The sequence below is a fragment of the Serinicoccus sp. JS2-9 genome (genome assembly GCF_059025165.1).
Map to the genome: position 1 here is coordinate 1,251,637 of NZ_CM180091.1, position 25,402 is coordinate 1,277,038.

25 protein-coding genes are annotated in these 25,402 nt (G+C 71.8%); 16 read left to right on the forward strand and 9 right to left on the reverse strand.

What is annotated here, in order from left to right; all coding sequences use genetic code 11:
• Positions 1-18: 18 nt before the first annotated feature.
• From pstC to AC5PYY_RS06290, 5 genes are all read left to right on the forward strand, one after another.
• A complete protein-coding gene (gene pstC, locus AC5PYY_RS06270; RefSeq protein WP_493898926.1) occupies positions 19-993 on the forward strand; it encodes a phosphate ABC transporter permease subunit PstC in 975 nt (324 codons plus the stop codon).
• Positions 993-2,132 carry a phosphate ABC transporter permease PstA gene (gene pstA / locus AC5PYY_RS06275; protein ID WP_493898927.1) on the forward strand — a complete coding sequence of 380 codons (1,140 nt, stop codon included), beginning with the start codon at positions 993-995 and terminating at the stop codon, positions 2,130-2,132. Before pstC ends, pstA begins: the two co-directional genes overlap by 1 nt.
• 38 nt (positions 2,133-2,170) lie before the next feature.
• Positions 2,171-2,950, forward strand: coding sequence for a phosphate ABC transporter ATP-binding protein PstB (gene pstB, locus AC5PYY_RS06280; protein ID WP_493898928.1), 780 nt, complete (start codon positions 2,171-2,173; stop codon positions 2,948-2,950).
• A gap of 69 nt (positions 2,951-3,019) precedes the next feature.
• Entirely contained in the window at positions 3,020-3,760 is a 741-nt protein-coding gene (locus AC5PYY_RS06285) for an LppX_LprAFG lipoprotein (RefSeq protein ID WP_493898929.1), read from the forward strand.
• Positions 3,760-5,607, forward strand: a complete 1,848-nt coding sequence (locus tag AC5PYY_RS06290) for an MFS transporter (protein ID WP_493898930.1) — start codon at positions 3,760-3,762, stop codon at positions 5,605-5,607. Before AC5PYY_RS06285 ends, AC5PYY_RS06290 begins: the two co-directional genes overlap by 1 nt.
• Here the strand turns inward: AC5PYY_RS06290 and AC5PYY_RS06295 are convergent.
• Together AC5PYY_RS06295 and AC5PYY_RS06300 are read right to left on the reverse strand one after the other, a co-directional pair.
• Complete coding sequence (locus AC5PYY_RS06295) at positions 5,574-6,452, reverse strand: RNase H family protein (protein ID WP_493898931.1); 879 nt, start codon at positions 6,450-6,452, stop codon at positions 5,574-5,576. The two genes, AC5PYY_RS06290 and AC5PYY_RS06295, sit on opposite strands and share 34 nt — an antisense overlap.
• Positions 6,453-6,553: 101 nt before the next feature.
• Complete coding sequence (locus AC5PYY_RS06300) at positions 6,554-7,045, reverse strand: DinB family protein (protein WP_075812073.1); 492 nt, start codon at positions 7,043-7,045, stop codon at positions 6,554-6,556.
• A gap of 42 nt (positions 7,046-7,087) precedes the next feature.
• Between AC5PYY_RS06300 and AC5PYY_RS06305 the strand changes: the two genes are divergently transcribed.
• Together AC5PYY_RS06305 and AC5PYY_RS06310 are read left to right on the forward strand one after the other, a co-directional pair.
• Positions 7,088-7,669 (forward strand): HhH-GPD-type base excision DNA repair protein, encoded by a 582-nt coding sequence (locus AC5PYY_RS06305; protein WP_493898932.1) that lies wholly within the window; start codon positions 7,088-7,090, stop codon positions 7,667-7,669.
• Positions 7,666-8,880, forward strand: coding sequence for an MFS transporter (locus tag AC5PYY_RS06310; protein ID WP_493898933.1), 1,215 nt, complete (start codon positions 7,666-7,668; stop codon positions 8,878-8,880). The genes AC5PYY_RS06305 and AC5PYY_RS06310 overlap by 4 nt, the downstream gene beginning before the upstream one ends.
• A gap of 163 nt (positions 8,881-9,043) precedes the next feature.
• On the opposite strand, the gene AC5PYY_RS06315 is transcribed toward AC5PYY_RS06310, so the two are convergent.
• Both AC5PYY_RS06315 and AC5PYY_RS06320 read right to left on the reverse strand, forming a co-directional pair.
• Positions 9,044-9,847 (reverse strand): exodeoxyribonuclease III, encoded by an 804-nt coding sequence (locus AC5PYY_RS06315; RefSeq protein WP_493898934.1) that lies wholly within the window; start codon positions 9,845-9,847, stop codon positions 9,044-9,046.
• A gap of 28 nt (positions 9,848-9,875) precedes the next feature.
• Complete coding sequence (locus AC5PYY_RS06320; protein ID WP_493898935.1) at positions 9,876-10,286, reverse strand: hypothetical protein; 411 nt, start codon at positions 10,284-10,286, stop codon at positions 9,876-9,878.
• 65 nt (positions 10,287-10,351) lie between these two features.
• On the opposite strand from AC5PYY_RS06320, the gene AC5PYY_RS06325 reads away from it, so the two are divergent.
• The 4 genes from AC5PYY_RS06325 to pyrE all read left to right on the forward strand — a co-directional run bounded on the left by AC5PYY_RS06325 (position 10,352) and on the right by pyrE (position 13,918).
• The gene (locus tag AC5PYY_RS06325; protein ID WP_493898936.1) at positions 10,352-11,152 is read left to right on the forward strand and encodes a deoxyribonuclease IV; all 801 of its coding nucleotides are present in this window, start codon (positions 10,352-10,354) and stop codon (positions 11,150-11,152) included.
• An 89-nt stretch (positions 11,153-11,241) separates the two neighbouring features.
• Positions 11,242-12,027 (forward strand): SDR family NAD(P)-dependent oxidoreductase, encoded by a 786-nt coding sequence (locus AC5PYY_RS06330; RefSeq protein ID WP_493898937.1) that lies wholly within the window; start codon positions 11,242-11,244, stop codon positions 12,025-12,027.
• Positions 12,024-13,349 carry a glycoside hydrolase family 15 protein gene (locus AC5PYY_RS06335; protein ID WP_493898938.1) on the forward strand — a complete coding sequence of 442 codons (1,326 nt, stop codon included), beginning with the start codon at positions 12,024-12,026 and terminating at the stop codon, positions 13,347-13,349. Before AC5PYY_RS06330 ends, AC5PYY_RS06335 begins: the two co-directional genes overlap by 4 nt.
• Positions 13,350-13,369: 20 nt before the next feature.
• Entirely contained in the window at positions 13,370-13,918 is a 549-nt protein-coding gene (gene pyrE / locus AC5PYY_RS06340; RefSeq protein ID WP_493898939.1) for an orotate phosphoribosyltransferase, read from the forward strand.
• Between the two features lie 10 nt (positions 13,919-13,928).
• Here the strand turns inward: pyrE and AC5PYY_RS06345 are convergent, their stop codons facing one another.
• Together AC5PYY_RS06345 and AC5PYY_RS06350 are read right to left on the reverse strand one after the other, a co-directional pair.
• On the reverse strand, positions 13,929-15,335 hold the full coding sequence (locus AC5PYY_RS06345; protein WP_493898940.1) for a C40 family peptidase: 1,407 nt from the start codon (positions 15,333-15,335) through the stop codon (positions 13,929-13,931).
• A 427-nt stretch (positions 15,336-15,762) separates the two neighbouring features.
• Positions 15,763-17,559 (reverse strand): sunset domain-containing protein, encoded by a 1,797-nt coding sequence (locus tag AC5PYY_RS06350; RefSeq protein ID WP_493898941.1) that lies wholly within the window; start codon positions 17,557-17,559, stop codon positions 15,763-15,765.
• Between the two features lie 143 nt (positions 17,560-17,702).
• Between AC5PYY_RS06350 and AC5PYY_RS06355 the strand changes: the two genes are divergently transcribed.
• Positions 17,703-18,344: a TrmH family RNA methyltransferase gene (locus AC5PYY_RS06355; protein WP_493898942.1), complete on the forward strand. Its 642-nt coding sequence runs from the start codon at positions 17,703-17,705 to the stop codon at positions 18,342-18,344.
• Positions 18,345-18,404: 60 nt separating this feature from the next.
• Positions 18,405-19,208 (forward strand): transglutaminase-like domain-containing protein, encoded by an 804-nt coding sequence (locus tag AC5PYY_RS06360; protein ID WP_493898943.1) that lies wholly within the window; start codon positions 18,405-18,407, stop codon positions 19,206-19,208.
• Positions 19,209-19,222: 14 nt separating this feature from the next.
• Here the strand turns inward: AC5PYY_RS06360 and AC5PYY_RS06365 are convergent, their stop codons facing one another.
• The 3 genes from AC5PYY_RS06365 to AC5PYY_RS06375 are packed head-to-tail and all read right to left on the reverse strand — an operon-like array spanning position 19,223 to position 22,616.
• Positions 19,223-20,065 (reverse strand): transglutaminase family protein, encoded by an 843-nt coding sequence (locus AC5PYY_RS06365; protein ID WP_493898944.1) that lies wholly within the window; start codon positions 20,063-20,065, stop codon positions 19,223-19,225.
• The gene (locus AC5PYY_RS06370; protein ID WP_493898945.1) at positions 20,065-20,997 is read right to left on the reverse strand and encodes an alpha-E domain-containing protein; all 933 of its coding nucleotides are present in this window, start codon (positions 20,995-20,997) and stop codon (positions 20,065-20,067) included. Before AC5PYY_RS06370 ends, AC5PYY_RS06365 begins: the two co-directional genes overlap by 1 nt.
• Positions 20,991-22,616 (reverse strand): circularly permuted type 2 ATP-grasp protein, encoded by a 1,626-nt coding sequence (locus tag AC5PYY_RS06375; RefSeq protein WP_493898946.1) that lies wholly within the window; start codon positions 22,614-22,616, stop codon positions 20,991-20,993. The genes AC5PYY_RS06370 and AC5PYY_RS06375 overlap by 7 nt, the downstream gene beginning before the upstream one ends.
• A 113-nt stretch (positions 22,617-22,729) precedes the next feature.
• On the opposite strand from AC5PYY_RS06375, the gene fbaA reads away from it, so the two are divergent.
• The 3 genes from fbaA to AC5PYY_RS06390 all read left to right on the forward strand — a co-directional run bounded on the left by fbaA (position 22,730) and on the right by AC5PYY_RS06390 (position 25,369).
• Positions 22,730-23,758 carry a class II fructose-bisphosphate aldolase gene (gene fbaA / locus AC5PYY_RS06380; protein WP_493898947.1) on the forward strand — a complete coding sequence of 343 codons (1,029 nt, stop codon included), beginning with the start codon at positions 22,730-22,732 and terminating at the stop codon, positions 23,756-23,758.
• A complete protein-coding gene (locus tag AC5PYY_RS06385; RefSeq protein ID WP_493898948.1) occupies positions 23,755-24,174 on the forward strand; it encodes a DUF3151 domain-containing protein in 420 nt (139 codons plus the stop codon). The genes fbaA and AC5PYY_RS06385 overlap by 4 nt, the downstream gene beginning before the upstream one ends.
• A gap of 220 nt (positions 24,175-24,394) precedes the next feature.
• Positions 24,395-25,369, forward strand: coding sequence for a hypothetical protein (locus AC5PYY_RS06390; protein ID WP_493898949.1), 975 nt, complete (start codon positions 24,395-24,397; stop codon positions 25,367-25,369).
• The last annotated feature ends 33 nt before the right edge of the window (positions 25,370-25,402 follow it).

The window sequence follows — 25,402 nt, forward strand, 5'->3', positions numbered from 1 at the left end:
GCAGACGAGAGGTACACGATGAGCACAGCGCAGCCTGATCCGGGACCGGACGGCGGCGTCGCCACGGCCGAGCCGCCGGCCGCGAACGGCAAGGCGAAGCGGCGCGCCGGAGACGTCGTCTTCAGTGGCGCGTCCCTCTTCTCCGGCGTCCTCATCCTCCTGATCCTCGCCCTGGTGGCGATCTTCCTGGTGTGGCAGGGTATGCCGGCCCTCACCGCGCCCGCGGAGGAGATCAGCGGGGGCAACGGGTTCTGGAGCTACGTCTGGCCCATGCTGCTGGGCACGATCGTCTCCTCGGTCGTCGCGCTGCTCATCGCCACCCCGATCGCGGTGGGCATCGCACTGTTCGTCTCCCACTACGCGCCGCCCCGCATCGGCCAGGCCATCGGGTTCGTCATCGACCTGCTGGCCGCGGTGCCCTCGGTCGTCTTCGGCATGTGGGGCCTGTTCGTCTTCGCCCCCCGGCTGCGGCCGCTCTTCGAGTGGCTCGAGGCCAACCTCGGGTTCCTGCCCTTCTTCCAGGACAGCTCGGCCACCGGACGCACCCTCATGACCGCCTCGATCGTGCTGGCCGTCATGATCCTGCCGATCATCACCTCGGTCTCCCGCGAGGTCTTCCTGCAGACGCCGCGGCTCCACGAGGAGGCGGCGCTCGCCCTCGGGGCGACCCAGTGGGAGATGATCCGCACCGCGGTCATCCCCTTCGGCGGCCCGGGGGTCATCGGTGGGGTGATGCTCGGCCTGGGGCGGGCTCTCGGCGAGACGATGGCGGTGGCCATCATCCTCTCGCCCGGCGTCTTCACCTGGAACCTCATCGGTGGTGGCAACAACACCATCCCGGCCGAGATCGCCCTGAACTTCCCGGAGGCGGCAGGCCTGCGGCTCTCTGAGCTCATCGCCGCCGGTCTCGTCCTCTTCATCCTCACCCTGGCCGTCAACCTGATCGCTCGCTGGATCGTCGAGCGTCGGTCCGAGTTCTCCGGAGCCAACTGATGAGCACCACCACCCAGACCACCCAGACCCCCCGGCAGGACGACGAGCCGAGCTACGTCCCCTCACCGGTCCGGGCCACGAGCTCGCGGCCGCTGCTGCTCATCGGCGCCGGGGCGGTCCTGCTTTGGCTGCTGCTCTGGTTCGTCGTCGACCTGCACCCGGTCTTCGCGCTGGTCGTGTCCTACCTCGCCTTCCTCGCCACGTCGTGGGCGACCTACCGCGCCACCGGCGGGTCCCGTGTGGCCACCGACGTCGTGATGCGCTGGCTGGTCTACGCCGCCTTCATCTGCGCCATCGTGCCCCTCGTCTCGATGCTCTGGACCGTGTTCAGCCAGGGCCTGCCGCTGGCCTTCAGCCCGGGGTTCTGGACCCAGGACATGGTCGGGATCACCGGGGCCGACGACCAGGCCTACGCCAATGGGGAGACGAGCACGCTGGCCGGCGGTGCCGGGCACGCCATCGTCGGCACCCTCATCATCACCGGCGCCGCGGCGCTCATCTCGGTGCCGATCGGCCTGTTCACCGCGATCTACCTGGTGGAGTACGGCGGCAGCAACCACCTGTCCAAGGGGATCCGCTTCCTCGTCGACGTCATGACCGGCATCCCGTCCATCGTCGCCGGCCTCTTCGCCTTCGCGCTCTTCACGCAGGTGGTCGGCATCCGGGACGCCAAGATGGGCATCGCCGGGGCGGTCGCCCTGTCGGTGCTCATGATCCCGACCGTCGTCCGCAACAGCGAGGAGATGCTGCGGATCGTCCCCAACGAGCTGCGCGAGGCCTCGCTGGCCCTGGGTGTGCCGAAGTGGCGCACCATCGCCAAGGTCGTGCTGCCGACAGCCGCGTCGGGCCTGGCCTCGGGCATCACCCTGGCCATCGCCCGCGTCATCGGTGAGACGGCGCCGCTGCTGGTGGCCATCGGCTTCGCGCGCAGCTTCAACACCAACATGTTCGAGGGGCCGATCAACAGCCTGGCGGTCTACACCTACTGGATGTTCACCAAGCCGCTGGACCCGGCGCTCATCGAGCCGAGCCGGGAGCGGGCGTGGGCGGCGGCGCTGCTCCTGGTGCTCATCGTCGTGGCGCTCAACCTGGCCGCGCGCGCCATCGCGAAGTTCTTCGCCCCCAAGACCGGCCGCTGACGGCATACCCCCTGTTCCGAGAAGAGAGAATCACTGATATGTCCAAGCGCATCGACGTCAAGGATCTCGACATCTACTACGGCGACTTCCACGCCGTGAAGACGGTGTCGATGACCATCGAGCCGCGATCCGTGACCGCCTTCATCGGCCCGTCCGGCTGCGGCAAGTCGACCGTGCTCCGCACCCTCAACCGAATGCACGAGGTCATCCCGGGCGCCTACGTCAAGGGCGAGGTCGCCATCGACGGGACCAACCTCTACGGACGCGGCGTCGACCCGGTCGACGTGCGTCGGCAGGTCGGCATGGTCTTCCAGCGGCCCAACCCCTTCCCGACCATGACGATCAAGGAGAACGTCCTCGCGGGCGTGCGGCTCAACAGCAAGCGCATCTCCAGCAAGGCCGCCGACGAGCTGACCGAGAAGGCGCTGCGCGGTGCCAACCTGTGGAACGAGGTCAAGGACCGGCTGGACAAGCCGGGCTCGGGGCTGTCCGGTGGCCAGCAGCAGCGCCTGTGCATCGCGCGGGCCATCGCGATCCAGCCGGAGGTCATCCTCATGGACGAGCCGTGCTCGGCGCTCGACCCGATCTCGACGCTCGCGATCGAGGACCTCATCAACGAGCTCAAGGACAAGTACACCGTCGTCATCGTCACGCACAACATGCAGCAGGCGGCGCGCGTCTCGGACAAGACCGGCTTCTTCAACCTCGAGGCCACCGGCAAGCCGGGCGAGCTCGTGGAGTACGACTCCACCCAGAACATCTTCAACAACCCCAGCCAGCAGGCGACCGAGGACTACATCTCCGGCCGCTTCGGCTGAGACTCCCCTCTCGATCTCCGCTCGACCGGCCGTACGGTCTGTCGGGGACGGGTGCGTGATACTGAAGGTATGAGGTCTCCCGGCGCACGGCATACCCGCGGCTCGAGGATGCTCGGGGTGGTGGGGCTCGCCGCCCTCGTCGCGCTCGCGGGGTGCTCCGACGACGACGGCGAGGAGAGCGCGACCAGCTCGGCGCCGCCCCCGACGGCGCAGGACCGGCTGGAGCAGGCGCACGGGGTCCTCACCGACGCCGGCTCGGTCCACCTGACCATGGCCGGCGCCGACCTGCCCGAGGAGGAGAGCTCCTACATCATCAGCGCCGACGGCAGCGGCACGATGGACCCGCCCGCCTTCGACGGCACGATCACAGCGGTCGTGGCCGGGGTCCAGGCCGACATCCCGACCGTCGCGCTCGACGGCCAGCTCTTCGTGAAGCTGCCCTACGTCCCCGCGCACGTCAACACCGACCCGGAGGAGCTGGGGGTGCCCGACCCGGCCACGCTCTTCGACCGGGAACGCGGTCTGGTGTCGCTGCTCACCCAGACCGACGACCCTCAGTTCGGCGAGCGCTCCCGGGCCGGGGCCGAGGTGGTGCAGCAGGTCGTGGGCACGCTGCCCGGCGAGATCGTCACCGACCTGCTCTACGCCGGGGACGCCGAGTCCTCCTTCGACGTCACCTACGGGCTGGTGGAGGAGTCCTGGCAGGTCCGCAGCGTCGAGATCACCGGTCCGTTCTACCCCCCGACGACCTCGACCTACACCGTGACCCTCGACCAGTACGGCGAGCCGGTCACGGTCACCGAGCCCTAGTGCCGGCGGGGGATCAGGGGGTCGCAGCGGGCGCTGCGGCTGGTCGTCCGGCGCGGGGGGCGCGGGCGCTGCTGACGGTCGCCGCGCTCGCGGTGGCCCTCGCCGCGGCCGACACCTACGTCGTCGTCCTGGCGCTCACGGACATGATGGCCGGCGTCGGGGTCGGCATCGAGTCGCTGCAGCGGGGGACCCCGATCATCTCGGGCTTCCTGCTCGGCTACATCGCCGTCCTGCCGCTCATCGGCCGCGTGTCCGACCTGGTCGACCGGCGCCGGATCCTGCTGTGGTGCCTGGTGGTCTTCGTCATCGGCTCGGCCGTGACCGCGGCCGCGGTCGAGCTGCCGGTCATGGTGGGGGGCCGCTTCCTCCAGGGTCTCGGCGGGGGCGGTCTGGTGCCCGCGACCCTGGCGCTGGTGGCCGACCTCTGGCCGCCCGGCCGGCGCGGTATGCCGCTGGGCGTCGTCGGCGCGGTGCAGGAGATGGGCTCGGTCGTCGGTCCGCTGCTGGGCGCGCTCGTCCTCGCCGTCGCCGGGTGGCGGGAGATCTTCTGGCTCAACGTGGCGCTCGGGCTGCTGGCCCTGGTCGGCGTCGCCGTCATCCGGCCCTCGCCCCCCACGCGCCCACCGGGCGTCGCGAGTGCTTCCCTCACGCCCCACCGAGCGTCGGGGATGGTTGCCCACGGACCCACCGGGCGTCGCGGATGGTTGGCGCGGGGGACGGCATACCTGCTGGCGGCGCTCGCGACCGCGCTCTGGACGCTGACCCTGTGGGCGCCCGAGACCCTGACCACCTCGATCGATCTGGGTGTGCCCTTCGTGCCCTTCGACACCGCGTCGGCCTCCCGGGTCGCGACGCCGATCGGTGCAGCCGCGGCCGTGGCGACGCTGCTCCTCGTGCTCGTCACCGCGTCTCGCTGGCTGCCGCTGCTGCTGCGCGCCGACCTGCCCGGCGCCACCCTCGTGGCCATCGCCCTCGGGTCGCTCGTCCTGACCTTCTCGACGGCCAACCCGGAGGAGGAGGTGCTCGGCCCCTGGGGGGTATGGCTGCTGCCGCTGGGTGCCGCCTCGACCGTGGCCTTCCTGCTCCGGCAACGGCTCGCCGCGAACCCGCTGATCCCCGAGGGCGTCATCCGCCGCCGGGTCTGGCCCGCGCTGGTCGTCAGCCTCCTCGTCGGCGCGGCGATCGTCGCGATCGTCGTCGACGTCCCGCTGCTGTCCCGGCTCACCCAGGGCACCGACGAGACCGATGCGGCGCTGGTGCTGGTGCGCTTCCTCGTCGCCGTGCCCGTGGGTGCGCTGCTCGGGGGCTGGCTGCTGCGCCGCGTCGGCCCGGGGCTGGTCGCCGCCCCGGGGCTGGCGGTCGCGGCGGTCTCGATCTTCGCGATGGCGCGCTGGGAACGGGCCTCGCTGGACGAGGTCGTCAGCACCACTTTGGCGCTGGTCGGCGCCGGGCTCGGTGTCGGTCTGGCGATCGCACCGGTCAACGACGCGGCGCTCGCCGACGCCCGCGAGGACGGTCACGGCACCGTCAGCTCGCTCGTCGTCGTGGCGCGCATGGTCGGGATGGTCGTGGGTCTGGCGCTGCTCACCTCCCTCGGCCTGCGTCGGTTCCACCTCGAGGTCGGGACGCTAGCGGACCCCACCGACACCGACGCCCTGCTCGACGCTGCCGTGGTGCAGGTGCAGACGGTCCTCACGGGTGCCGGGTATGCCGCCGCCCTCGCCGCCGTCGTCGCGCTCGCCCTCGGGGTGCGGGCAATCTCGGGCACCCGACCTGACGGCCGCGACGCCGCTCGCGACGTGACCGCGCGGGCTCAGCCCTCGGGCGTCGCCTGGTGGAAGCGCTGACGCCACTGCTGGCCGGTGCGCTGCCACAGCGAACTGCGCAGCGTGCTCCCGCCGTCGCCGGAGCCCCGCCACAGCACCAGGACGAGATCGGCGCCCAGCCGCTGGGTGTCGACGACCTCGAGCTCGACCGGCTTCGCCAGCGGCGCGATCTCGGCCAGCATCTGCTCACGGGTCCGCAGCCCCCCGGACCGGCCGACCTCCTGCCACGACGGGTGCAGCAGCCCGGCGACCCCGCCCGGGTCGGCGCGCAGCTCGTCGCTGAGCAGCGAGCGCTCCAGGGCGACGACCTGGTCCTCGTCGCTGACTTCCTCGGACAGCGAGAAGAGGTCGGCCTCCGGCTGCCGGGTGGTGACTTCGAAGGCGTGCTCGGACCCGCCAGGAGACGCCCCGGCGAAACCGGGACCCGCCTCCGGCTCACGGCCCGCGGCATACGCCTGCGCCGCGGCGTTGGCGAGGCGGTCTGCCTCCTCGTTGAGCCCGTGGCCGGCGTGCCCCTTGACCCACTGGAAGCGCACGTTGGGGCGCATCGCCGCGTCGAGCGCCTTCATGATCTCGACGTTGGCCACCGGCTTGCCGTCCCCCTTGCGCCAACCCTTGCGCTTCCACCCCGGCATCCACTGGGTGATCGACTTGATGGCGTACTGCGAGTCGCAGTAGACGAGCAGATCCTCCTCCAGGTCCTCGGTCTGCTGCAGCAGGTCGAGCACCGCGGTCAGCTCACCCATGTTGTTGGTGCCGCGCTCCCAGCCGCCGCTGGCCCACCGGTCCGCGTCGACGTACCACCCCCACCCGGCCGGTCCGGGGTTGCCGAGCGCGGATCCGTCGGCGGCTGCTTCGACAGTCATGGCGCCAAGCCTAGGTCGCGTGGGGACGAGCACCGGCAGGACCATCGGCCCGCGCAGACATCCCGCCGGGGTATACCGCGTCTGGCTGCCCGAGCCCGGTGTCAGTCCCGAGCTGCCAGCACCTGCTCGCGCAGGATGTCCGCGTGCCCGCAGTGTTGAGCCAGCTCGCGCAGGACGTGCAGGTGCACCCACCGCAGCGGCAGCGGACCACGACGGTTCCCGGGCAGCACGGCGTCCCCGCTCATCCCCGCGACGGCTGCTCGTGACCGCGCCACGGCCGCGGCGTGCTCGGCCAGGACGGACGCGATGGTGTCCTCACTGGTCAGCTCGAACGACTCTTCGACCGTCTCCGGGATCCCCAGCGCCGACCGCGGGCTCCCGGTCACCGCCTCGCCGAACCACACGCGCTCGACGAAGGCCGCGTGCTTCACCAGCCCGAGCAACGTCGTCAGCGAGGGCACCAGCGCGGCCCGCGCCTCCTGCTCGGTGAGACCGTCGAGCGAGGCGCGCAGCATCTGCCGGTGCTGGTCGATGAAGGCCCGCACCTGCACCTCCGGGTCAGCCTCGCGCACGACCGGGTCGTCAGGCTCCATGCGGCCACCGTAGCCCCGCGCTCACGCCCTACCCTGGGGACCATGAGCGACACCCTGCACCTCGTCGGCGAGGCCGAGGCCGACCGCATCCTCACCGAGCACCCCTTCGCGCTGCTGACCGGCATGCTGCTGGACCAGCAGATCCCGATGGAGGTCGCCTTCGACGGCCCCCGCAAGATCCTCGAGCGCCTCGGGTCGGTCGACCCCGCGGCGATCGCCGGGACCGATCCGGAGGAGTTCATCGCCCTCTGCGCCACCCCACCGTCGGTCCACCGCTTCCCGAAGTCGATGGGGCAGCGGGTGCACGACCTCGCCGCCGCCGTCGTCCAGGACTACGACGGTGACACCGCCGCCATCTGGTCCCAGGGCGACCCGGACGGCAAGGAGGTCCTCAAGCGGCTCAAGGCGCTGCCCGGCTTCGGCGACCAGAAGGCCAAGATCTTCCTCGCCCTGCTCGGCAAGCAGCGCGGCCTCACCGTCGACGGCTGGCGCGAGGCTGCCGGCGACTACGGCAAGGACGGCGTCCACATGTCGATCGCCGACGTCACGAGCGCCGACTCGCTGCAGCAGGTCCGCGCCTACAAGAAGGAGAAGAAGGCCGCCGCCAAGGCTGCCCAGGCGTGACCGCGGACCCGCCCGAGCCGCCGGGGGGAGCCGACTCACGGCATACCTCCGTGTGGACGGCGCCCGGCATGGCCGCGATCGCGGTCGTCGCGCTCACCGGCTTCTCGGGGTATGCCGCGCTCCTCCCGGTCGCACCGCTGTGGGCCGTCGCGGGCGGCGCCGACAGCGGTGGCGCCGGCATGGTCAACTTCGTGCTGCTGGGGATGACGGTCGCCACGCAGTTCGCGGTGCCGTGGGCGATCGGCCGCGCAGGGTGGGCCTGGGTGCTGTCGGCCGGCATGGTCCTGCTCGGCGTGCCCTCGCTCCTGCACGGCCTGACCGATGCGCTCACTCCCACGCTGATCCTCTCCGGCCTCCGCGGCGTCGGCTTCGGCATCCTCACCGTCGCTGCGAACGCCGCGGCCGTGCTGCTCGTCGACGAGCGCCGCCGGGGAGCGGCGGTCGGGGCCTACTCCGCAGCCCTGTCCCTGCCGCTCGTCGCCTTCATGCCGCTGGGCGGCTGGGTCGCGGGGGCGCTCGGGTTCTGGCCGGTCTTCGTGGTCGGCGCGATTCCGCTGCTCGGCATCCCGGCCTGCGTCGTCGTGGCCCGGCACCTCCCCGCGCGCTCGACCCACGACGCAGCTCATCCGGAGGTGGAGGAGGCTGCGGCGACGCGACGCACCTATCTCGCCGTGCTCCGCCCCACCCTCATCCTGCTGGCCGTGACCTTCGCCGGGGGATCGGTCATCACCTTCGCGCCGCAGCTGGTCGCCGAGCCGTGGCTGTCGGCGGTCGGCCTCTTCGCGCTGGCGCTGACCTCGGCGATCATGCGTTGGCGGATCGGTGAGATCACCGACCGGATCGGTGTCGACCGGCTGGTCGCGCCCTTCGTCCTGCTGACGGTCGTGGCCTTCGTCGCCCTGGCCTGGCTGGTGCGCGACCAGGTCAGTGCCTCGCAGGTGGTGACCTGGGTGCTGGCCTGCGCGCTGGTCGGCCTGTGCTACGGCGCGCTCCAGAATCTCACCATGCTGCAGGCCTTCGCCGCCGCCGGCCCGCGTCGGGTCGGCACCGCGAGCGCGATCTGGAACGCCGGCTTCGACGCCGGCACCGGCACCGGGTCGCTCGTCGTCGGGTGGGTCGCGGTGGGGTCGGGATTCGGACCCGGTATGGCGCTCACCGCCGTGCTCTCTTGCCTCACCCTGCCGCTAGCGCTGGTCCGCGCCCGCCGTTGACCGACTGACCACGGGATAGCACGACCTTCATCGGCAAACATCCCGATGGGGGTCGTGCTATCCCGACGTTGGTCCCAGATGGAGGTCGGCCGTGACGTCGATCCTCTGTCGACCTTCCGCGCCGCCCTCCGGGCCGGTGCTCGCTGCGCTGCGCTCCGTGTCCTCAGGCGGCTGTCAGGTCGACGACCACGGGGGCGTGGTCCGACGCCCCCTTCCCCTTGCGCTCCTCCCGGTCGATGAAGGCCCCGTCCACTCGCGCCGCCAGCGCGGGCGACCCCAGGCAGAAGTCGATCCGCATGCCCCGCCGCTTCGGGAAGGCGAGCTGCGTGTAGTCCCAGTACGTGAACGTCCCCGGGCCGGGCGTGTGCTCCCGCGTCACGTCGGCATACCCCGCCTCGACCACGCCGGCGAAGGCTGCGCGTTCCTGCGGGCTCGTGTGCGTGCGCCCTTCGTAGAACGACGTCGACCACACGTCGTCGTCGGTCGGCGCGATGTTCCAGTCGCCCATGAGCGCGATGGGCGCGGCAGGTTCGGCCGCCAGCCACCCCGCGCCTGCAGCGCGCAGCGCCGACAGCCACTCCAGCTTGTAGTCCAGGTGCGGGTCCTCCAGCGCCCGACCGTTGGGGACGTAGAGACTCCACACCCGCACCCCGCCGCACGTCGCGCCCAGCGCCCGCGCCTCGACCACCGGCTCCCCGTCGCCGGTCGTCCACGACGGCTGCCCGGGGAAGCCGACCTCGACTTCCGCCAGCCCCACCCGACTCACGACCGCGACGCCGTTCCACTGGTTCAGCCCGACGTGCGCGACCTCATACCCCGCCTGCTCGAACGGCAGCAACGGAAACTGGTCGTCGCGGCACTTGGTCTCCTGCAGTGCCAGCACGTCGACGTCATGCCGCTCGAGGAAGGCGACCGCGCGCTCCACGCGGGTCCGGATGCTGTTGCAGTTCCACGTCGCGATACGCACCCCGCTAGCCTACGAGGAGGGCGGGCGGTCACGGTCGGGCGATCTGCCGCACCGATCTCAGGTATGCCGCGCGCACCCCCGGCGAGGCGAGCGCAGCGACGCGGTCGGGCACCGCCGTCGCAGAGTAGTTCTGCTCCCAGCGCAGGCGGGTGTCCGCCCCCGCCGGGCGCAGTGTCACCTCGATCCGGCCCCCGAGCACCCGGCCGACCTTCTCGATCACGGCGTGATGCGGTGGCTCCCACTCGCGCACCACCATGACGTCGTCGAAGCCGAGCCGCCCCAGCCCGGTCCGGGCGGTGAAGCGCGCGCCGTCCTGCAGCGGCCCACCACCCACCGTGGTGAGCGGGATCGCGCGGGTATGCCGCTCCAGGTCCCAGAGCCTCTCCCACACCTGCGGGGGTGGGCCGGGGACGAGCAGGTCGAACCAGAAGGACGCCACCCGCTCAGCGTAGGTGAGTGCGGCGTCGCCCGCGTCTGTCAGGGGCCCTGCCTACGATTGAGGCCATGAGCGCACTTCCCCTCGGAGCCCACGTCGACCAGACCGACCCGATCGCCGAGGCGAGTGCGCGGCAGGCGCCCCTCGTGCAGTTCTTCCTCGGCGACCCTCAGGGCTACCAAGGTCCGGAGATCCGCTACGAGGGTGGCGCGGCCGCGCTGCGGGCGGCGGCGGAGGAGGCCGGGGTGGACCTCTACGTCCACGCGCCCTACATCATCAATGTCGCGACCCTCAACAACCGGATCCGCATCCCGTCGCGCAAGTTGCTGCAGCAGCACCTCGACGCCGCGACCGAGATCGGCGCGAAGGGGCTCATCGTGCACGGCGGGCACGTGGGGGCCAAGGACGCTCCGGAGAAGGGCTTCGACAACTGGCGCAAGGCCATCGAGTCGCTGACGATCACGACGACGCCGGTGCTCATCGAGAACACCGCGGGTGGTGACAACGCGATGGCGCGGCACCTGGACCGGATCGCCGCCGTGTGGGAGGCGATCAGCGCCGCCGAGGGCTTCGAGCGCGTCGGGTTCTGTCTCGACACCTGTCACGCGTGGGCGGGCGGGATCGAGCTCGGCGACGTGGTCGAGCGGGTGCGCGAGATCACCGGCCGCATCGACCTCGTGCACGCCAACGACTCCCGCGACACCGCCGGCTCGGGCGCCGACCGGCACGCCAACCTCGGGGGCGGCCAGCTCCCGCCCGACGAGCTCGCCGACGTCGTGCGGTCGGCCGCGGCGCCCGTGGTCGTCGAGACGCCGGGTGGGGCGCAGGAGCACGTGGCCGACCTCGACTGGCTGCGCGAGCACCTCTGAGCGGCGGCCCGCAGACTCACCACGAGAGCGGCGACCGCACGGCGACGGGGCAGCAGCGCCCCGGTTGCGGCGCGGCATACCCTGAACGCATGGGTAGAGCACTCGTGACCGGGGCCTCCGCGGGGCTGGGGCGGGAGTTCGCGGTCCAGCTCGCGCAGCGCGGGCACGACCTCGTCCTCGTCGCGCGCGACCGCGAGCGCCTGGAAGGGCTGGCGCGAGAGCTGACCGCCGGTCGAGACCTCTCGGTCGAGGTGCTGCCTGCCGACCTCGCCGACCGCGCGCAGCTGCAGCGGGTCGCCGACCGGGTGGCCGACGTCGACAGCCCGGTCGACCTCGTGGTCAACAACGCGGGCTTCGGCTCCCGGCGCGGCTTCGTCCGCAACGACCTGGCCGAGGAGGAGGCGGCGCTCGACCTCATGGTGCGCGCCGTGATGGTGCTCTCCCACGCCGCAGCAGGGGCGATGCGGGCCCGGGGCCACGGAGCCATCCTCAACGTCTCCTCCGTCGCGTCGTTCGCTCTGATGGGGCACTACTCGGCCATCAAGTCCTACGTCACCGTCTTCTCCGAGGCCCTCGCCACCGAGCTGGCGCCGCACGGCGTCACCGTGACCGCGGTCTGCCCGGGCTTCGTGCACACGGAGTTCCACGACCGCGCGGAGATGAACATGTCGCGACTGCCCGAGCAGCTCTGGCTCAAGGCCCCCGACGTGGTCCGCACGGCGCTCGACGACGTGGCGCGCGGGGCGATCGTGTCGGTGCCGTCGCTGACCTACACGGTCATGGCCGGGGCGCTCAGAATCGTACCCCGCAGCGTGACCCGCCGGATCTCCGGAGAGATCGCCGCCCGGAGGCGGCCTCGCACCCAGCAGGGATGATGCGCTCGCGCCGCGTGGTCGCGGTGGCGCTGATCGCCCTCCTCAGCGGCGGCGCGTTGGCCTGGCAGGGGTCCCACCGCCAGGTGCCGCTGCACCAGGAGGACGCCGTCCGGGACGCCACCGGAGCCCTCACCCCGGTCGCGCCCGGGCGCACCGCCGAGGGGTGGTTGCCGCTGTCGGCGGACGCCGAGCGGGTGCCGCTGGAGGTGTCGCTGCTCGCCGCCCGCGCGGCCGGCGACGAGGTGTGGCTGCGGCAGGGGTGGGTGCCCGACGGGGAGCACGCCGATCTGGCCCGCGACGCGTTGCTGGACCTGCGCACCCTGACGGCCCCCACGGGCACGCGAGCGGGGGCGGTCCTCGCGGGGCCCTCGCCGGCGTGGCGGTTCGTCTGGCCGAGGGACGCCTCCTTCGCCGCCGCAGCCTACGCCCGGTCTGGCCATCCGGACGAGGCCCTCGCGGCGCTGCTGCTCCTGCAGGAGCTGCAGGCGCCCGATGGCTCGATGCAGGCGCGCTACCGGCCCGATCCTGGCGGCGGTGTGCCGGACGACCGACTGGCGCAGGAGGACGGCCCGGGCTGGGCGCTGTGGGCCAGCGCCGAGCTGATCCGGGTCGGTATGCCGCCCGGTCCCGCCACGGTCGTCGACCCGGCCGAGCTGCTCACCCCGCTGGTGACGCGATCGACCGCGCGGCTGCTCGCCCGGATGGACCCGGACACCGGTCTGCCGCTGCCCTCGCCGGACTACTGGGAGCAGCCGGAGGAGCGGCTCACGCTGGGCATCGCGGCGACCTCGCTCATGGGTCTGGAGGCCGCGGCAGATCTGTATGCCGAGGGGCATGTCCCCGACGGCGCGTGGTGGGCCGCCGGCGTGGATCCGGACAGTCTGGCTCCGGAGGCGGCCCGGCTCCGGCAGGTCGTGACGGACCGGTTCGCGCCGGGTTTCGGCCGCTACCCCGGCGGACGACCGGACGCCGCGGTGACCTTCCTGCTGCCGCCCTTCGTCAGCACGCCGATGCCCGGCGCCGAGGGGGCCCGGATCGTCGGTCAGGCGGCCCAGCTGCGACCGGCGGGCGGGTTGGCGCCGGGGGCGGGCTGGCCCAACGACGGAGTGTCCTGGACGCCGGAGACCGCGCTGCAGGCGATGGCTGCCGCCCATGCCGGCCGGCCCGAGGAGGCGCAGCGGTGGCTGGGTTGGCTCGAGGAGCACCGCACGGACGCCGGCGCTCTCCCGGAGAAGGTGCTCCACGACGGGGATCCGGCGGCCGTGGCGCCCCTGGCGTGGACGGCGGCGCTGGTCGTCCTCACCCTCCGCCCGCAGGAGTGAGCCTCGATAGGCTCGTGGGCATGCCGACCTCCCGCGATCGCCTCCTCGAGCTCGTCCGTGACCTGGCCGTGGTGCACGGCAGGGTCACCCTCTCCTCGGGGCGGGAGGCGGACTACTACGTCGACCTGCGCCGCATCACCCTGCACGGGGAGGCCGCGCCCCTGGTCGGCGAGGTGATGCTCGACCTCGTCGACGACCTGGAGATCGACGCGGTCGGGGGGTTGACCATGGGCGCCGACCCGGTCGCCACCGCGATGCTCCACGCCGCGGCCCGTCGTGACGGCCTGCAGCTGGACGCCTTCGTCGTCCGCAAGAGCGAGAAGGCGCACGGTCTGCAGCGCCGCATCGAAGGCCCGGACGTCGCCGGCCGTCGGGTGCTGGTGGTCGAGGACACCTCAACCACCGGGGGCTCCCCGTTGACTGCGGTCGAGGCGCTGCGCGAGGCCGGTGCGGAGGTCGTCGCGGTGGCCGTCATCGTTGACCGCGACAGCGAGGCGCGGGGCCGGATCGAGGAGTCCGGGCTGGACTACCGCGCCGCGTTCGGCCTGTCCGACCTCGGGCTGGAGTAACCGGGCCGGGTCACATCCCGGGCACGCGGCCGTACCACACCTCGTCCCAGATCGGTCCGTAGACGACGTCGGCGTCCGGGTTCTGTGCCTCGTAGCTCATGCCCGGACCGGCGTAGATGCCGACGTGGTACCAGTTCTTGTAGAAGACGAGGTCGCCCGGCTGCGGGTTCGAGACCGGGATGACGTGCGTGCGCTGGTCCCGGACCGTCCGCGGGATCGTGATGCCGTTCTGCTTGTAGACCCACCAGGTGTAGGACGAGCAGTCGAAGGCGTTCGGCGGGGTGCCGTAGAGCACGTAGGGGTAGCCGACGTACTGCGCCGCGGTGTTGAGGATGGCCTGCCGCGAGGCGGTCGGCGCGGGGGTGGGTGCCACTCCTGATCCGGGCTCGTCGTCGGTGAGCACCGATCCGGCCATGTACTGCGAGCCGGACAGCTTGAGCCAGCCGTTGCTCTGCAGGGTGCCCGAGACCTGCGTCCCCGCGGTCTTGGTGCCGACGACCGAGTAGGACGTCGACGGGCCGCTGCGCACGTTGGCGACGGGGACGCTCACCCAGCGGGTCACGGTGGGCGCCGGGTCGGTCGACCCGGCGCCGCTGCCGCCGCCGCCGGGGTCGCTGGAGGTGAGGATGGTGCCGGAGATGTACTTCCCGCCCCCGATGTTGAGCCAGCCGTTGCTGGTCCAGGTGCCGCTGACCTCGGTGCCCTGGCGCATGGTCGTGACGACCGAGTAGCCGAGGCCGGGGCCGGAGCGCACGTTGCCGACGCCGGCGGCCATCCACCGGGTGACCGACTGCGAGGAGCTTCCGCCGCCGGGGTCGCTGGAGGTGAGGATGGTGCCGGAGATGTACTTCCCGCCCCCGATGTTGAGCCAGCCGTTGCTGGTCCAGGTGCCGCTGACCTCGGTGCCCTGGCGCATGGTCGTGACGACCGAGTAGCCGAGGCCGGGGCCGGAGCGCACGTTGCCGACGCTGGCGGCCATCCACCGGGTGACCGACTGCGAGGAGCTTCCGCCGCCGCCGCTGCCGGCGTTCGGGTTGTCGGACGTGAGGTTCCACGCCGCGACGAACCTGTTGCCGGAGAGCTTGAGCCAGTTGTTGGAGGTGAGCGTGCCCGTGAGCTTGGTGCCCTGTCGGTAGCCGCCCGCGACGGAGTAGGACGTGGACGGCCCGGTGCGCGCGTTGACGCCGGCGGCGACGTCGACCCACATCGTGACGGTGGTGTCGGGGGCGGGGGTGGGGAGGATCCGCGGCTGGGTGGCGACCGGTGCCTGCGGTGCGGCCGGCACGAGCGGCTGCTTCGGCAGCTGCGGCGCGTTCGGCGGAGCCGCCTGGGCCGACGGGGCCAGGGCGACGACGGGTGCCGTGGCGGCCGTGACGGCGATCAGGGTGCGGGACAGGCGTCGTGAAGTCAGGGGCATCGGCGATCCATCGTGACGGTGGGGCAGGGACAGGTCGGCCAGCCTGGAACGTGGGACGGTGCAGGGGTGCTCTCCTGGTGGCCAGGAGCAATGAAACCGATCCGACTCGCACTCCGCAACCCTGCCTGACCTGCGAGAGTGCGTTTTCCGGCGGAGTCACAAGCCTGTCATTCGTGATGTTCATCACAGCCAAGTGGGAACATCGCAGGTCACGCCGGATATCACACCTGTGTAGTTCTCTGACCTGCGGTTTTCTCGATATTCACACCGATCTCGGCTGTCCCTGGCGACACGTGATGGACGTTGCGGAAAGATTGCTGTGTGACTGCTGTGCATCGTCTGGGCGGCTCTGTGAGATACGGCGGGGATGACGAACGGGGCCCGTCACCGATGTAGTGACGGGCCCCGTGCGAGGTGCGGGATGGGGTCAGCGGCGCCGACGGTCCCAGTGCGCGAAGCCGGCGGCCCGGGCGGCCTCCTCGCTCTCGAACCAGACCTCGGCACGGACGCCCTCGTAGCTGGGCGAGTCGGGAGTGTGGAACAGCATCGAGCCCGCGTTGCCCTTGACCTCCCACCCGGTCGGACCGGTGCCGTCCTCGAGCGGCTCGGCAGATCCGGTGCCGTAGATCGACTCGGCGAAGACGGGGGCCCCGAGATCGGTGTCCGCGGCGGCAGTCGGCTCGGCGCTGACTGGCGCGTCCTGGGTCGAGGAGTCGTCTGCATGGCGCTCGTCGCCGTACCGCTCGTCGGCAGAGGCCGTGTCGGTGGGCGCGGCGCCCGCTGCCACGCCGGACTGGGCGGCGTAGGAGGCGTCCGTGGTCGCCTGGTCGACGTAGCCCTCGTCACTCCCGGCGGCCGTCCGCTCGGCGTAGGTCACCTCGTCAGTCGATGCGGGTGGGGCGTCGACATCGTCCGTCGCCAGGGGGCGACCGTCGTCGGTGTAGCTGTCGTCGTGCGCCGCGGGGGGAGGCGGTGCATCGATGTCGTGGTCGTCGTGGTCCGCGTGATCGCGGTCCGCCCGGTCCTCGTCGGTCCGCGTGCTCTGCCAGGCGGCAGCCGTCCCAGCCGCACCCGCCACGCCGGCTGCAGCGGCGCCAGAGCCGTCCGCACCCGTGGGCTCGGCGTCGCGCTCGTCGCGATAGCTCGCGACGCCGTCGTCGCCCAGCGTCTCCTGGTGGCCGTCCCCCTCGACGACCACCGGCTCGCTTCCGCCGACGTCACCGGCCCGGTAGGTGGAGGACTCGCCGACCGGATACTCCGTGTCGCCAGCCTCGTCGTGGCTCACCTGCTGGTCGTGGGCACCGTGCTCGTCGTGCCCGACCTGCTGGTCGTGGGCACCGTGCTCCTCCAGCACCTCGTCCGCGGTGAGTGGTCCGTCGGCGGGCGTCTGCTCCTCGACGGGCAGCGGCTCGTCGCTGGCGCCGGCCGTGATCTCGTCCTGCGACAACGCGTGGACCTGACCATCGTCGGAGACCGGCTCGTGCTCCTGCTGCACCCGGTCGGGCTCGTCGGCCGCGACGGCGTCGTGGTCGTCGACGGAGGTCTCGTCCACCCTGCCGTCGTCGTGCGACTCGCTCGCGGTCGCGCCAGCCGCGGTCGCGCCACCCGCGGCTCCCATCGCGCCGATGGCGGCGGCGTCGCGCCAGCGCGTCGGATCCTGGTCAGACCCGTCGGTCGCCGGCTCCTGCGCGGTGCCGTCGGTGTCGGTCGCGTGGTGCTCGGGGGTGACGGTCTCGTCGACGGGGGTCGCGTCGTCCTCGATGCGCGCGTCGTAGGTGCCGGCCTCGGCCTCGGTCCTGACGGAGTCGTCCGCGTAGGTGGTGGCGTCTTCGACCGGGGTGGCGTAGGTGTCGCCCTCGGTCCGAGTGGTGTCAGACGCGTAGGTCGTGTCGTCCTCGATGGGCGCGTCGTAGGTGCTGGTGCCCTCGGTCGGTGCCACCTCGCCCTCGCGCGTGCCGTGCACCGCCTCACCCTGCCGGTCCAGCTCGGCCGAGGTGTCGGCGTGCTGGTCGAACGGCTCGTCCTGGGTATGCCCGGTCCGGGGGGCGCCCTCGACGTGGGCGGCGCGGTCCGGGCCGCGGTCGGCCTGCGGGATCATCGCGTCACCGTCGCGTCCCTGGACCCCGTCCGCCCCGTCGCCCGGACGTCGCAGGAAGAAGAAGACGGCCGTGCCGACGAGCAGCAGCAGCAGGATCAGCATGACCCACGTCCAGGTGTCGCCCATCGTGGTTCCTCCATCCGGCGGCCCGAGAGTTGGCCGCATCGAGTAGTGCCCGGCTGGTGCCAGGCCGCACTCCACCGTAGTGCGAATCCGGACCGGAGGCCACGGCAGACGCGCCCAGTCCCCGGGTGGGAGAATCACGCGCTGTGACCGACGAGAAGCGCGCCATCGGTGCCGGGCCGTGGCCGGCTGACCGCCCGTGGCCGTCGACGCCGTCGGGTGACCTGCCCGGTCATCTCGATCCGGACCTGCTGGCCGAGGGTGATGCGCGCAACGTGGTCGATCGCTACCGCTACTGGCGGCACGAAGCGATCGTCGCCGACCTGGACCGCTCCCGCCACGGCTTCCACGTCGCCGTGGAGAACTGGGAGCACGACTTCAACATCGGGTCGGTGATCCGGACCGCCAACGCCTTCAACACCGCCGCCTTCCACATCGTCGGGCGGCGACGGTGGAACCGTCGGGGGGCCATGGTCACCGACCGTTATCAGCACGAGCACTACCATCCGGACATCGCTCAGCTGGCGGCCTGGGCGGGCGAGCGCGGGCTTCCCCTCCTCGCGATCGACAACGTGCCCGGTGCCGTCCCCCTCGAGGGGTATGCCGTGCCGCAGGACTGCGTCTTCCTCTTCGGCCAGGAAGGTCCGGGGCTGAGCGCTGCGGCCCTCGACGCGAGCCAGGTCGTCCTCGCGATCACCCAGCACGGCTCGACGCGCTCGATCAACGCCGGTGCGGCGGCCGCGATCGTCATGTACCACTGGGCGCTGCAGCACGCCGCCCCGGCGTGAGCGACGACATACCTCCCTCCCACCGCGACCCTGCCTGAGGTGACCTGCGACGATGGGACCATGCGTCGTTCCCTCACCGCAGATCTCACCGCGACCGTGACCAGCCCCGTCGAGGCGACCCTCGGTGTCACCGTGGCGGATCAGGTGCAGCGCACCGACGAACGTTTCACCATGACGCTCGACGGCGCCCCGCTGGAGCCGCTCGACGTGCTCGACGAGGCGTCCGGGACGCGCTGGCACATGCTTCGGGACGTGCCCCCGGGCGAGCTGGCCATCAGCTATGCGGCCACGGTGACCGACGGCGGCGCGAGCGGCCCGGTGACTCCGCTGGAGCGCATCCACTACGTCCGTCCGAGCCGCTACGTCGACCTGGACCGGCTGGAGGCGGTGGCGCGCGCCGAGGTGGGGGACGTCGAGGGGGAGCAGGGCGTGCTCGACGTCGCCCGCTGGGTGCACGACCACATCCGCTACGTCATCGGCTCCTCGACCGTCACCGACGGGGCCAGCGACACCTACCTGTCGCGGACCGGCGTGTGCCGCGACTTCGCCCACTTGACCCTGGCTCTGCTGCGGGCGCGCGGTGTGCCCTCCCGGCTGGTCGCCTGCTATGCGCCCGGTCTGTCACCCATGGACTTCCACGCGGTGGTCGAGGCGGCCGTGGACGACAGGTGGGTTGTGGTGGACCCGACCCGGCTGGCCCCGCGCACGTCGCTGGTGCGCATCAGCGCAGGCGCCGACGCGAGCGAGACGTCGTTCCTCACCGTGCATTCCGGCGGGCTGACCTTCGGCACGCTCGACGTCACCGCGGTGCTCGAGGGCGACCTGCCCTCCGACGACCACCAGGGCACCGTCGCCATCGGCTGACGGCCACGCTCGCGTCAGGGCCGCAGCGCCGTGAGCTCCACCTCGACAAACATGCTGCTGGAGGCCGTGCCGGTGTAGATACCGCGCAACGGGGGCACGTCGCCGTACTCCCGGCCGCGGGCCACCTCGACGTGACGCCCGCCCGGCTGGATGGCGTTGGTCGGGTCCATGCCGACCCACTCGCCATCCCACCAGCGGACCCAGGCGTGCGACTCCCCGGTGTAGGGGGTGCCGATCTCGGGCTCGCGCGCCGGCAGCAGGTAGCCGCTGACGTAGCAGGCGGGGATGCCGACCGCGCGCAGGCATCCGATGGTGAGGTTGGACATGTCCTGGCAGACGCCGGAGCGGCTCGCCCAGGCCTGGGCCGCGCGGGTGTGCACGCCGGTCGAGCCGGAGACGTACTCCATCTCGTCGTGAATGAGGTCGACGATCTCGCGGGCGCAGGCGCTGGGCGTCTCGCTGCGGCCGGCGATCTCCTCCACCCGGGCCTTGAGCTCCTCCGGCGGCTCGACCATGCTCGACGGGAGGAGGTATTCGCTGAGGTCGTCGAAGACCTCGGGTGAGCGCACCTCGTCCCACGACAGGCCCCGGCCGCTGACCTCGGGTCGCTGCACGTCGACGGTGGCCGAGGCGGTGACGGCGAGCCGCGGGTGCGGCTCGTGCACCTCGAACTGCGTCACCGTGGTGCCCCAGTAGTCGGTGTAGGTGTTGGTCCAGGCCGTCGGCGCGATGTCGACCTTGGTATGCAGCACCGCTTGGTGCAGGGTCGAGCGCGGCGACATCCGCGCCTCGTTGAAGGAGTGGGACGCCATGCCGGCGTACTCGTAGCCGGTGCGGTGGACGATCCGGAGCAGCATCAGCGCACCCCCGCCCGCCAGACGGCCTGGCCCGCGCCGTCGAAGTAGTAGTCGGACACGGCGTCGTTGACCGCGCTGCAGGTGCGCTGCAACCGGCTCATCCGCTCGGGCAGGTTGGTCATCGTCTCCTCCAGCGATCCGAACTCCAGCTCCGCCCGGGCGCGGCCCAGGGCCCGGAGGGCGTCTCCGGTCAGGCTGCTGCGGCGGCTGCCGAGCCCCGTCTCCAACGAGCGCATGGCCTCCTCTGCGGCGGTCAGCGACACGAGGACCGACCCGGGGAAGAGCCCGTCGAGGAGCAGGAACTCCGCGGCCTGGGCATCGGTCGCGGCGCCGCGGTAGGTGCGGATGAACGCGTGGTGGGCACCACAGGCCCGCAGGGTCTGGGTCCAGGCGTAGGGACTGTCGGCGTTGTAGGCCGCGGACTCGATGATCCGCGAGGTCATGTCGACGCGCTCCAGCGAGCGGCCCAGCATGAGGAACTGCCAGCCCTCGTCATGGGTCATGGTGGTGTCGGCGATGCCGCCGACGACGGCGCACCGCTCGCGCACCAGCTGGCAGGCGCGGTGCGCCGGAAGGTGCTGCAGGCGGTTGCCGCGCATCATGTTCCAGGTGGTGTTGATGGCCTCCCACATCTCGAGCGAGACGGTCTCCCGCGAGCGACGGGCGCTCTCCCGCGCGCCGTAGAAGGCGGCGACCATCGAGGTGAGGGAGTTCTCATCCCAGCCGAGCAGCTGCAGCACCGTCTGGTGGTCCGGGCTGGCCTCGTCGTCGATGCCCATGACCCGCAGCAGCACCTCACTGGTGGCTTCCTCGTCGACGACGGGGTCTTCGAGCAGCAGGGTGAGGTGGACCTCGAGCAGCCGCGAGGTGTCCTCGGCCCGCTCCAGGTAGCGGCCGATCCAGAACAACGACTCGGCGATCCGGCTCAGCATCGGACACCTCCGGTCTCGGGGGCCGACGCGGTGTCAGCGGTGACCGCTGGTGGGTACTGTTGTCGTTGTTGCTGTTGCTGCTCCTGCTCGGCGGGCTCGGCCTCGGAACGCTTGAGGGCCACCTGGGGTGCCGTGCCGACCTGGACCGGCCGCTGCGCCCGCGGCTCCACCCGCGTCCGCCGACCGTCACCGGAGAGCACCCAGGTGTCCTTGGAGCCGCCGCCGCGGCTGGAGTTGACGATGAGCTCACCCTCGCCCAGGGCGACGCGGGTCAGGCCGCCCGGCAGGACCCAGACCTTCTCGCCGTCGTTGATGGCGAAGGGGCGCAGGTCGACGTGGCGCGGCCGGAGGCCGTCGTCGACCATCGTCGGCACGGTCGACAGCTGCACGACGGGCTGGGCGATCCACCCTCGCGGTGAGCGGGTGACGGTGGCGCGCAAGGTGTCCAGCTCCTCCTTGCTCGCCTGCGGTCCGATGACGATGCCCTTGCCGCCGGAGCCGTCGACCGGCTTGAGGACCAGCTCGTCGAGGCGGTCGAGCACCTCCTCGCGGTGCGTCGGCTCCTCCAGCCGCCAGGTGTCGACGTTCGGCAGGATCGGCTCCTCGCCCAGGTAGTAGCGGATGATGTCGGGCACGTAGGAGTACATGAGCTTGTCGTCGGCCACGCCGTTGCCCACCGCGTTGGCGATGGTCACGTTGCCGGCGCGCGCGGCATTGAGCAGCCCCGGGCACCCGAGCACGGAGTCGTTGCGGAAGGCGACAGGATCGAGGAAGTCGTCGTCGACCCGGCGATAGATCACGTGGACCGGCTGCAGGCCGTGCGTCGTGCGCATCATCACCCGACCGCCCTGCGTGACCAGGTCGCGGCCCTCGACCAGCCGGCAGCCCATGAGCCGGGCCAGCAGCGAGTGCTCGAAGTAGGCCGAGTTGTAGGGGCCGGGGGTGAGCACGACGACCTCGGGGTCGGTGATCCCGGAGGGTGCCGCGGCCCGCAGCGCGCGCAGGAGCCGACTCGGGTATGCCGCCACCGGGCGGATCCGGTGCGTCCCCACGACCTCGGGCAGGGTCGAGGTCATCGCGCGGCGGTTGGTGAGGACGTAGGACACCCCGCTGGGGATCCGGACGTTGTCCTCCAGCACGCGGAAGGCGCCCTCGGCGTCGCGGATGAGGTCGATTCCGGAGACGTGCACCCGCACGCCGTTGCCCGGCTGGATGTCGAAGGCGACGCGGTGGTAGTGGTTGCTCGTCGTGACGATGTGCCGGGGCAGCACCTTGTCGGTGATGATCTCCATCGGGCCGTAGACGTCGGCGAGGAAGGCCTCCAGGGCCTTGACCCGCTGCGCGACGCCGGACTCGACGTGGGCCCAGGTCTCGGCCTCGATGACCCGCGGGACGATGTCGAGCGGGAAGGGCCGCTCCTCGCCTTCGTAGTCGAAGGTCACGCCCTGGTCGTGGTAGCTCTTGCTGACGTACTCGCCGCGGTTGCGCACGTCGTCCAGGCCGAAGTCCTGAAACTGCTGCGCGATCTGCTCATAGCCCGCTCGGACCCGGCCCTGGTCGGTGACGGTCTCGTCGAAGGTGGACGGCGTGGTCGGATAATCGGTGAACGCGCCTGTCATGGTGCAACCCTAGACGCCCGTCCTCTCGGGCCCCGGCCGCCCCTCCAGGAGAGGCCGTGGGCTGTGGAAGAGTAGGCGGTGACCTGACGTCATCCGTGTCCTGAGGAGGACCCATGCCCATCGCCACTCCCGAGGCCTATGCCGACATGCTCGATCGGGCCAAGGCGGGCAGCTTCGCCTACCCGGCCATCAACGTCTCCAGCAGCCAGACGCTCAACGCCGCGATCAAGGGCTTCGCCGACGCCGGCTCGGACGGCATCATCCAGGTGTCGACCGGTGGGGCGGAGTACTGGTCGGGGCAGGGGGTCAAGGAGATGGTGACCGGAGCCCTCGGCTTCAGCGCCTTCGCGCACGAGGTGGCCAAGAAGTACGACGTCAACATCGCGCTGCACACCGACCACTGCCCGAAGGACAAGCTCGACACCTTCGTCCGCCCCCTCCTGGCGGCCTCGATCGAGCGGGTCAAGGAGGGCGGCCTCCCCTACTTCCAGTCGCACATGTGGGACGGCTCCGCGGTGCCGCTGGAGGAGAACCTCGAGATCGCCGAGGAGCTGCTGGGCCTGTGCCGTGAGGCCCGCATCATCCTCGAGGTCGAGATCGGGGTCGTCGGCGGTGAGGAGGACGGTGTGGCCAACGAGATCAACGAGCAGCTCTACACCACCCCCGAGGATGCCGTGGCGACGGTGGAGGCGCTGGGCGGCGGCGACAAGGGTCGCTACCTCACCGCCCTGACCTTCGGCAACGTGCACGGTGTCTACAAGCCGGGCAACGTCAAGCTGCGCCCCGAGATCCTCAAGACCGCGCAGGAGGCCGCGGCCTCGGCGCTCGGGCAGGGCGGCGACGCGCGCCCCTTCGACCTGGTCTTCCACGGCGGCTCGGGCTCCACCGCGCAGGAGATCTCCGACGCGGTGGACTTCGGCGTCGTGAAGATGAACATCGACACCGACACGCAGTACGCCTTCACCCGCCCGGTCGCCGGCTTCATGCTGAGCAACTACGACGGCGTGCTCAAGATCGACGGTGAGGTCGGCAACAAGAAGAAGTACGACCCGCGCACCTGGGGCAAGGAGGCGGAGGCGGCCATGTCGGCGCGCGTCGTCGAGGCCTGCGAGAACCTCCGCTCCGCCGGGACCCACGCGTGAGCACGGGGCCGGGGGCGGGGTCGGACCTGCTCGGGATCCCCGCCACCGAGCTGCCGGAGGATCCAGCCGCTCGGGCGCTCGAGGAGGGCGACCCGCGGACGGTGGCGGCGGCATACCCGACGTCGTGCCTGGCGTGGGCGATGCTCGCCGAGGACGCTCTGCACGAGGGCGACGACGTGGCGGGGTATGCCTTCGCCCGGACCGGATACCACCGCGGCCTGGACCAGCTGCGCCGCGCCGGATGGCGCGGCCAGGGGCCGGTGCCCTGGGAGCATGCGCCCAACCAGGGCTTCCTGCGGGCGCTCGCCGCGTTGGCGACGGCCGCCGGGCGCATCGGGGAGGCCGAGGAACAGACGCGGTGCACGGAGTTCTTGCGGGCGTCGTCCGCGACGGCGGCCCGCGAACTGGGTCTCTGACGGACGGTGGCCCGGTGGCGCGGCGCCCTGCCGCTGCGCCACCGGCGCCAGTCCCCCCGTGTAGGCGAGCAGCCCCGGGGCCACTGGTCGCTCCGGCGCTGCTCGCGCCCCACACGTCGGAGCGATCGCGTCCCCTGACGTGCGTTCCGACCGCCTTATGTAATCATGCAGTGAGCGCTCAGCTTGTCATGAGTCTGCCACTGGCCGTATCCTGCCATAGGTGAATGCTCAATCAGCGCCCTTGGGGCTGACGGCCGAGGTCGAGCAGTTCTACCGGCACCTGCTCCGCTCCGCGCCGGCGGGGGTGGAGAAGCACGCTGACGCCCTCGGGTGGCAGGGCCGCGAGGCTCGCCGGGTGCTCGCGCACCTGGAGAGCCTCCGCCTCGCGCGGGTCACTCCGGACGGTCTGGTGCGCGTGGACGACCCCCGCGCCGGTGTCGGCCGGCTGCTCGATCACGAGGAGGCCGACCTCGACGAACGCCGCAGCCGGTTGCTGGACCTGCGCGGCTCGCTGGAGACTTTCGAGGCGGACTATCGCCGTGGCCTGCAGCTCTCGGGCCCGCGCGCGCCGGCCTGGGAACAGGTCTCGCCGACCGAGGCGCCGGCCGTGGTGGAGCACCTCTACCGCACCTCCCGGGGGCCGATCATGCAGGTGGCGGCCCGCATCGACATCGGGCCGGGGCACGAGGAGTCGGTGCGTCGGCACTGGCAGGCGGTGGCGGCCTCCGGTCGAGTGCTGCGCAGCATCTTCCCGCTCTCGGTGCTCACCAATCCCCAGTGGCACGCGTTCGCGGAGGCGCGGGCCGAGGCGGGGGAGCAGCAGCGCTACCTCGCGGACGACGCGATCCGGGTGGAGTTCGGGGTCTTCGGGCGATCTGCGGTCATGCTGGAGGAGCGCGGCGCGGAGGGGGAGTACATCCTCATGCGCCCGCCGATCGTCATCGACGCCTTCGAGACCCTCTTCGAGGAGCTGTGGCGCCGGGCCGAGCCCCTGCTGTCCAAGGATGCGTCGGCGCAGGAGGTCAAGCTGCTGGAGCTGCTGTCGTTGGGCTTCAAGGACGAGGCGATCGCCCGGCAGCTGGGCCTGGGTCTACGGACGGTCCGGCGGCGGATCGCGACCCTCATGGAGGAGCACGGGGCCGACACCCGCTTCCAGCTGGGGCTCGCGGTCGTCCGCCGCGGCCTGATGGAGTGAGGACTCCTGCCACGTCGATAGGGTGAGGGGTCC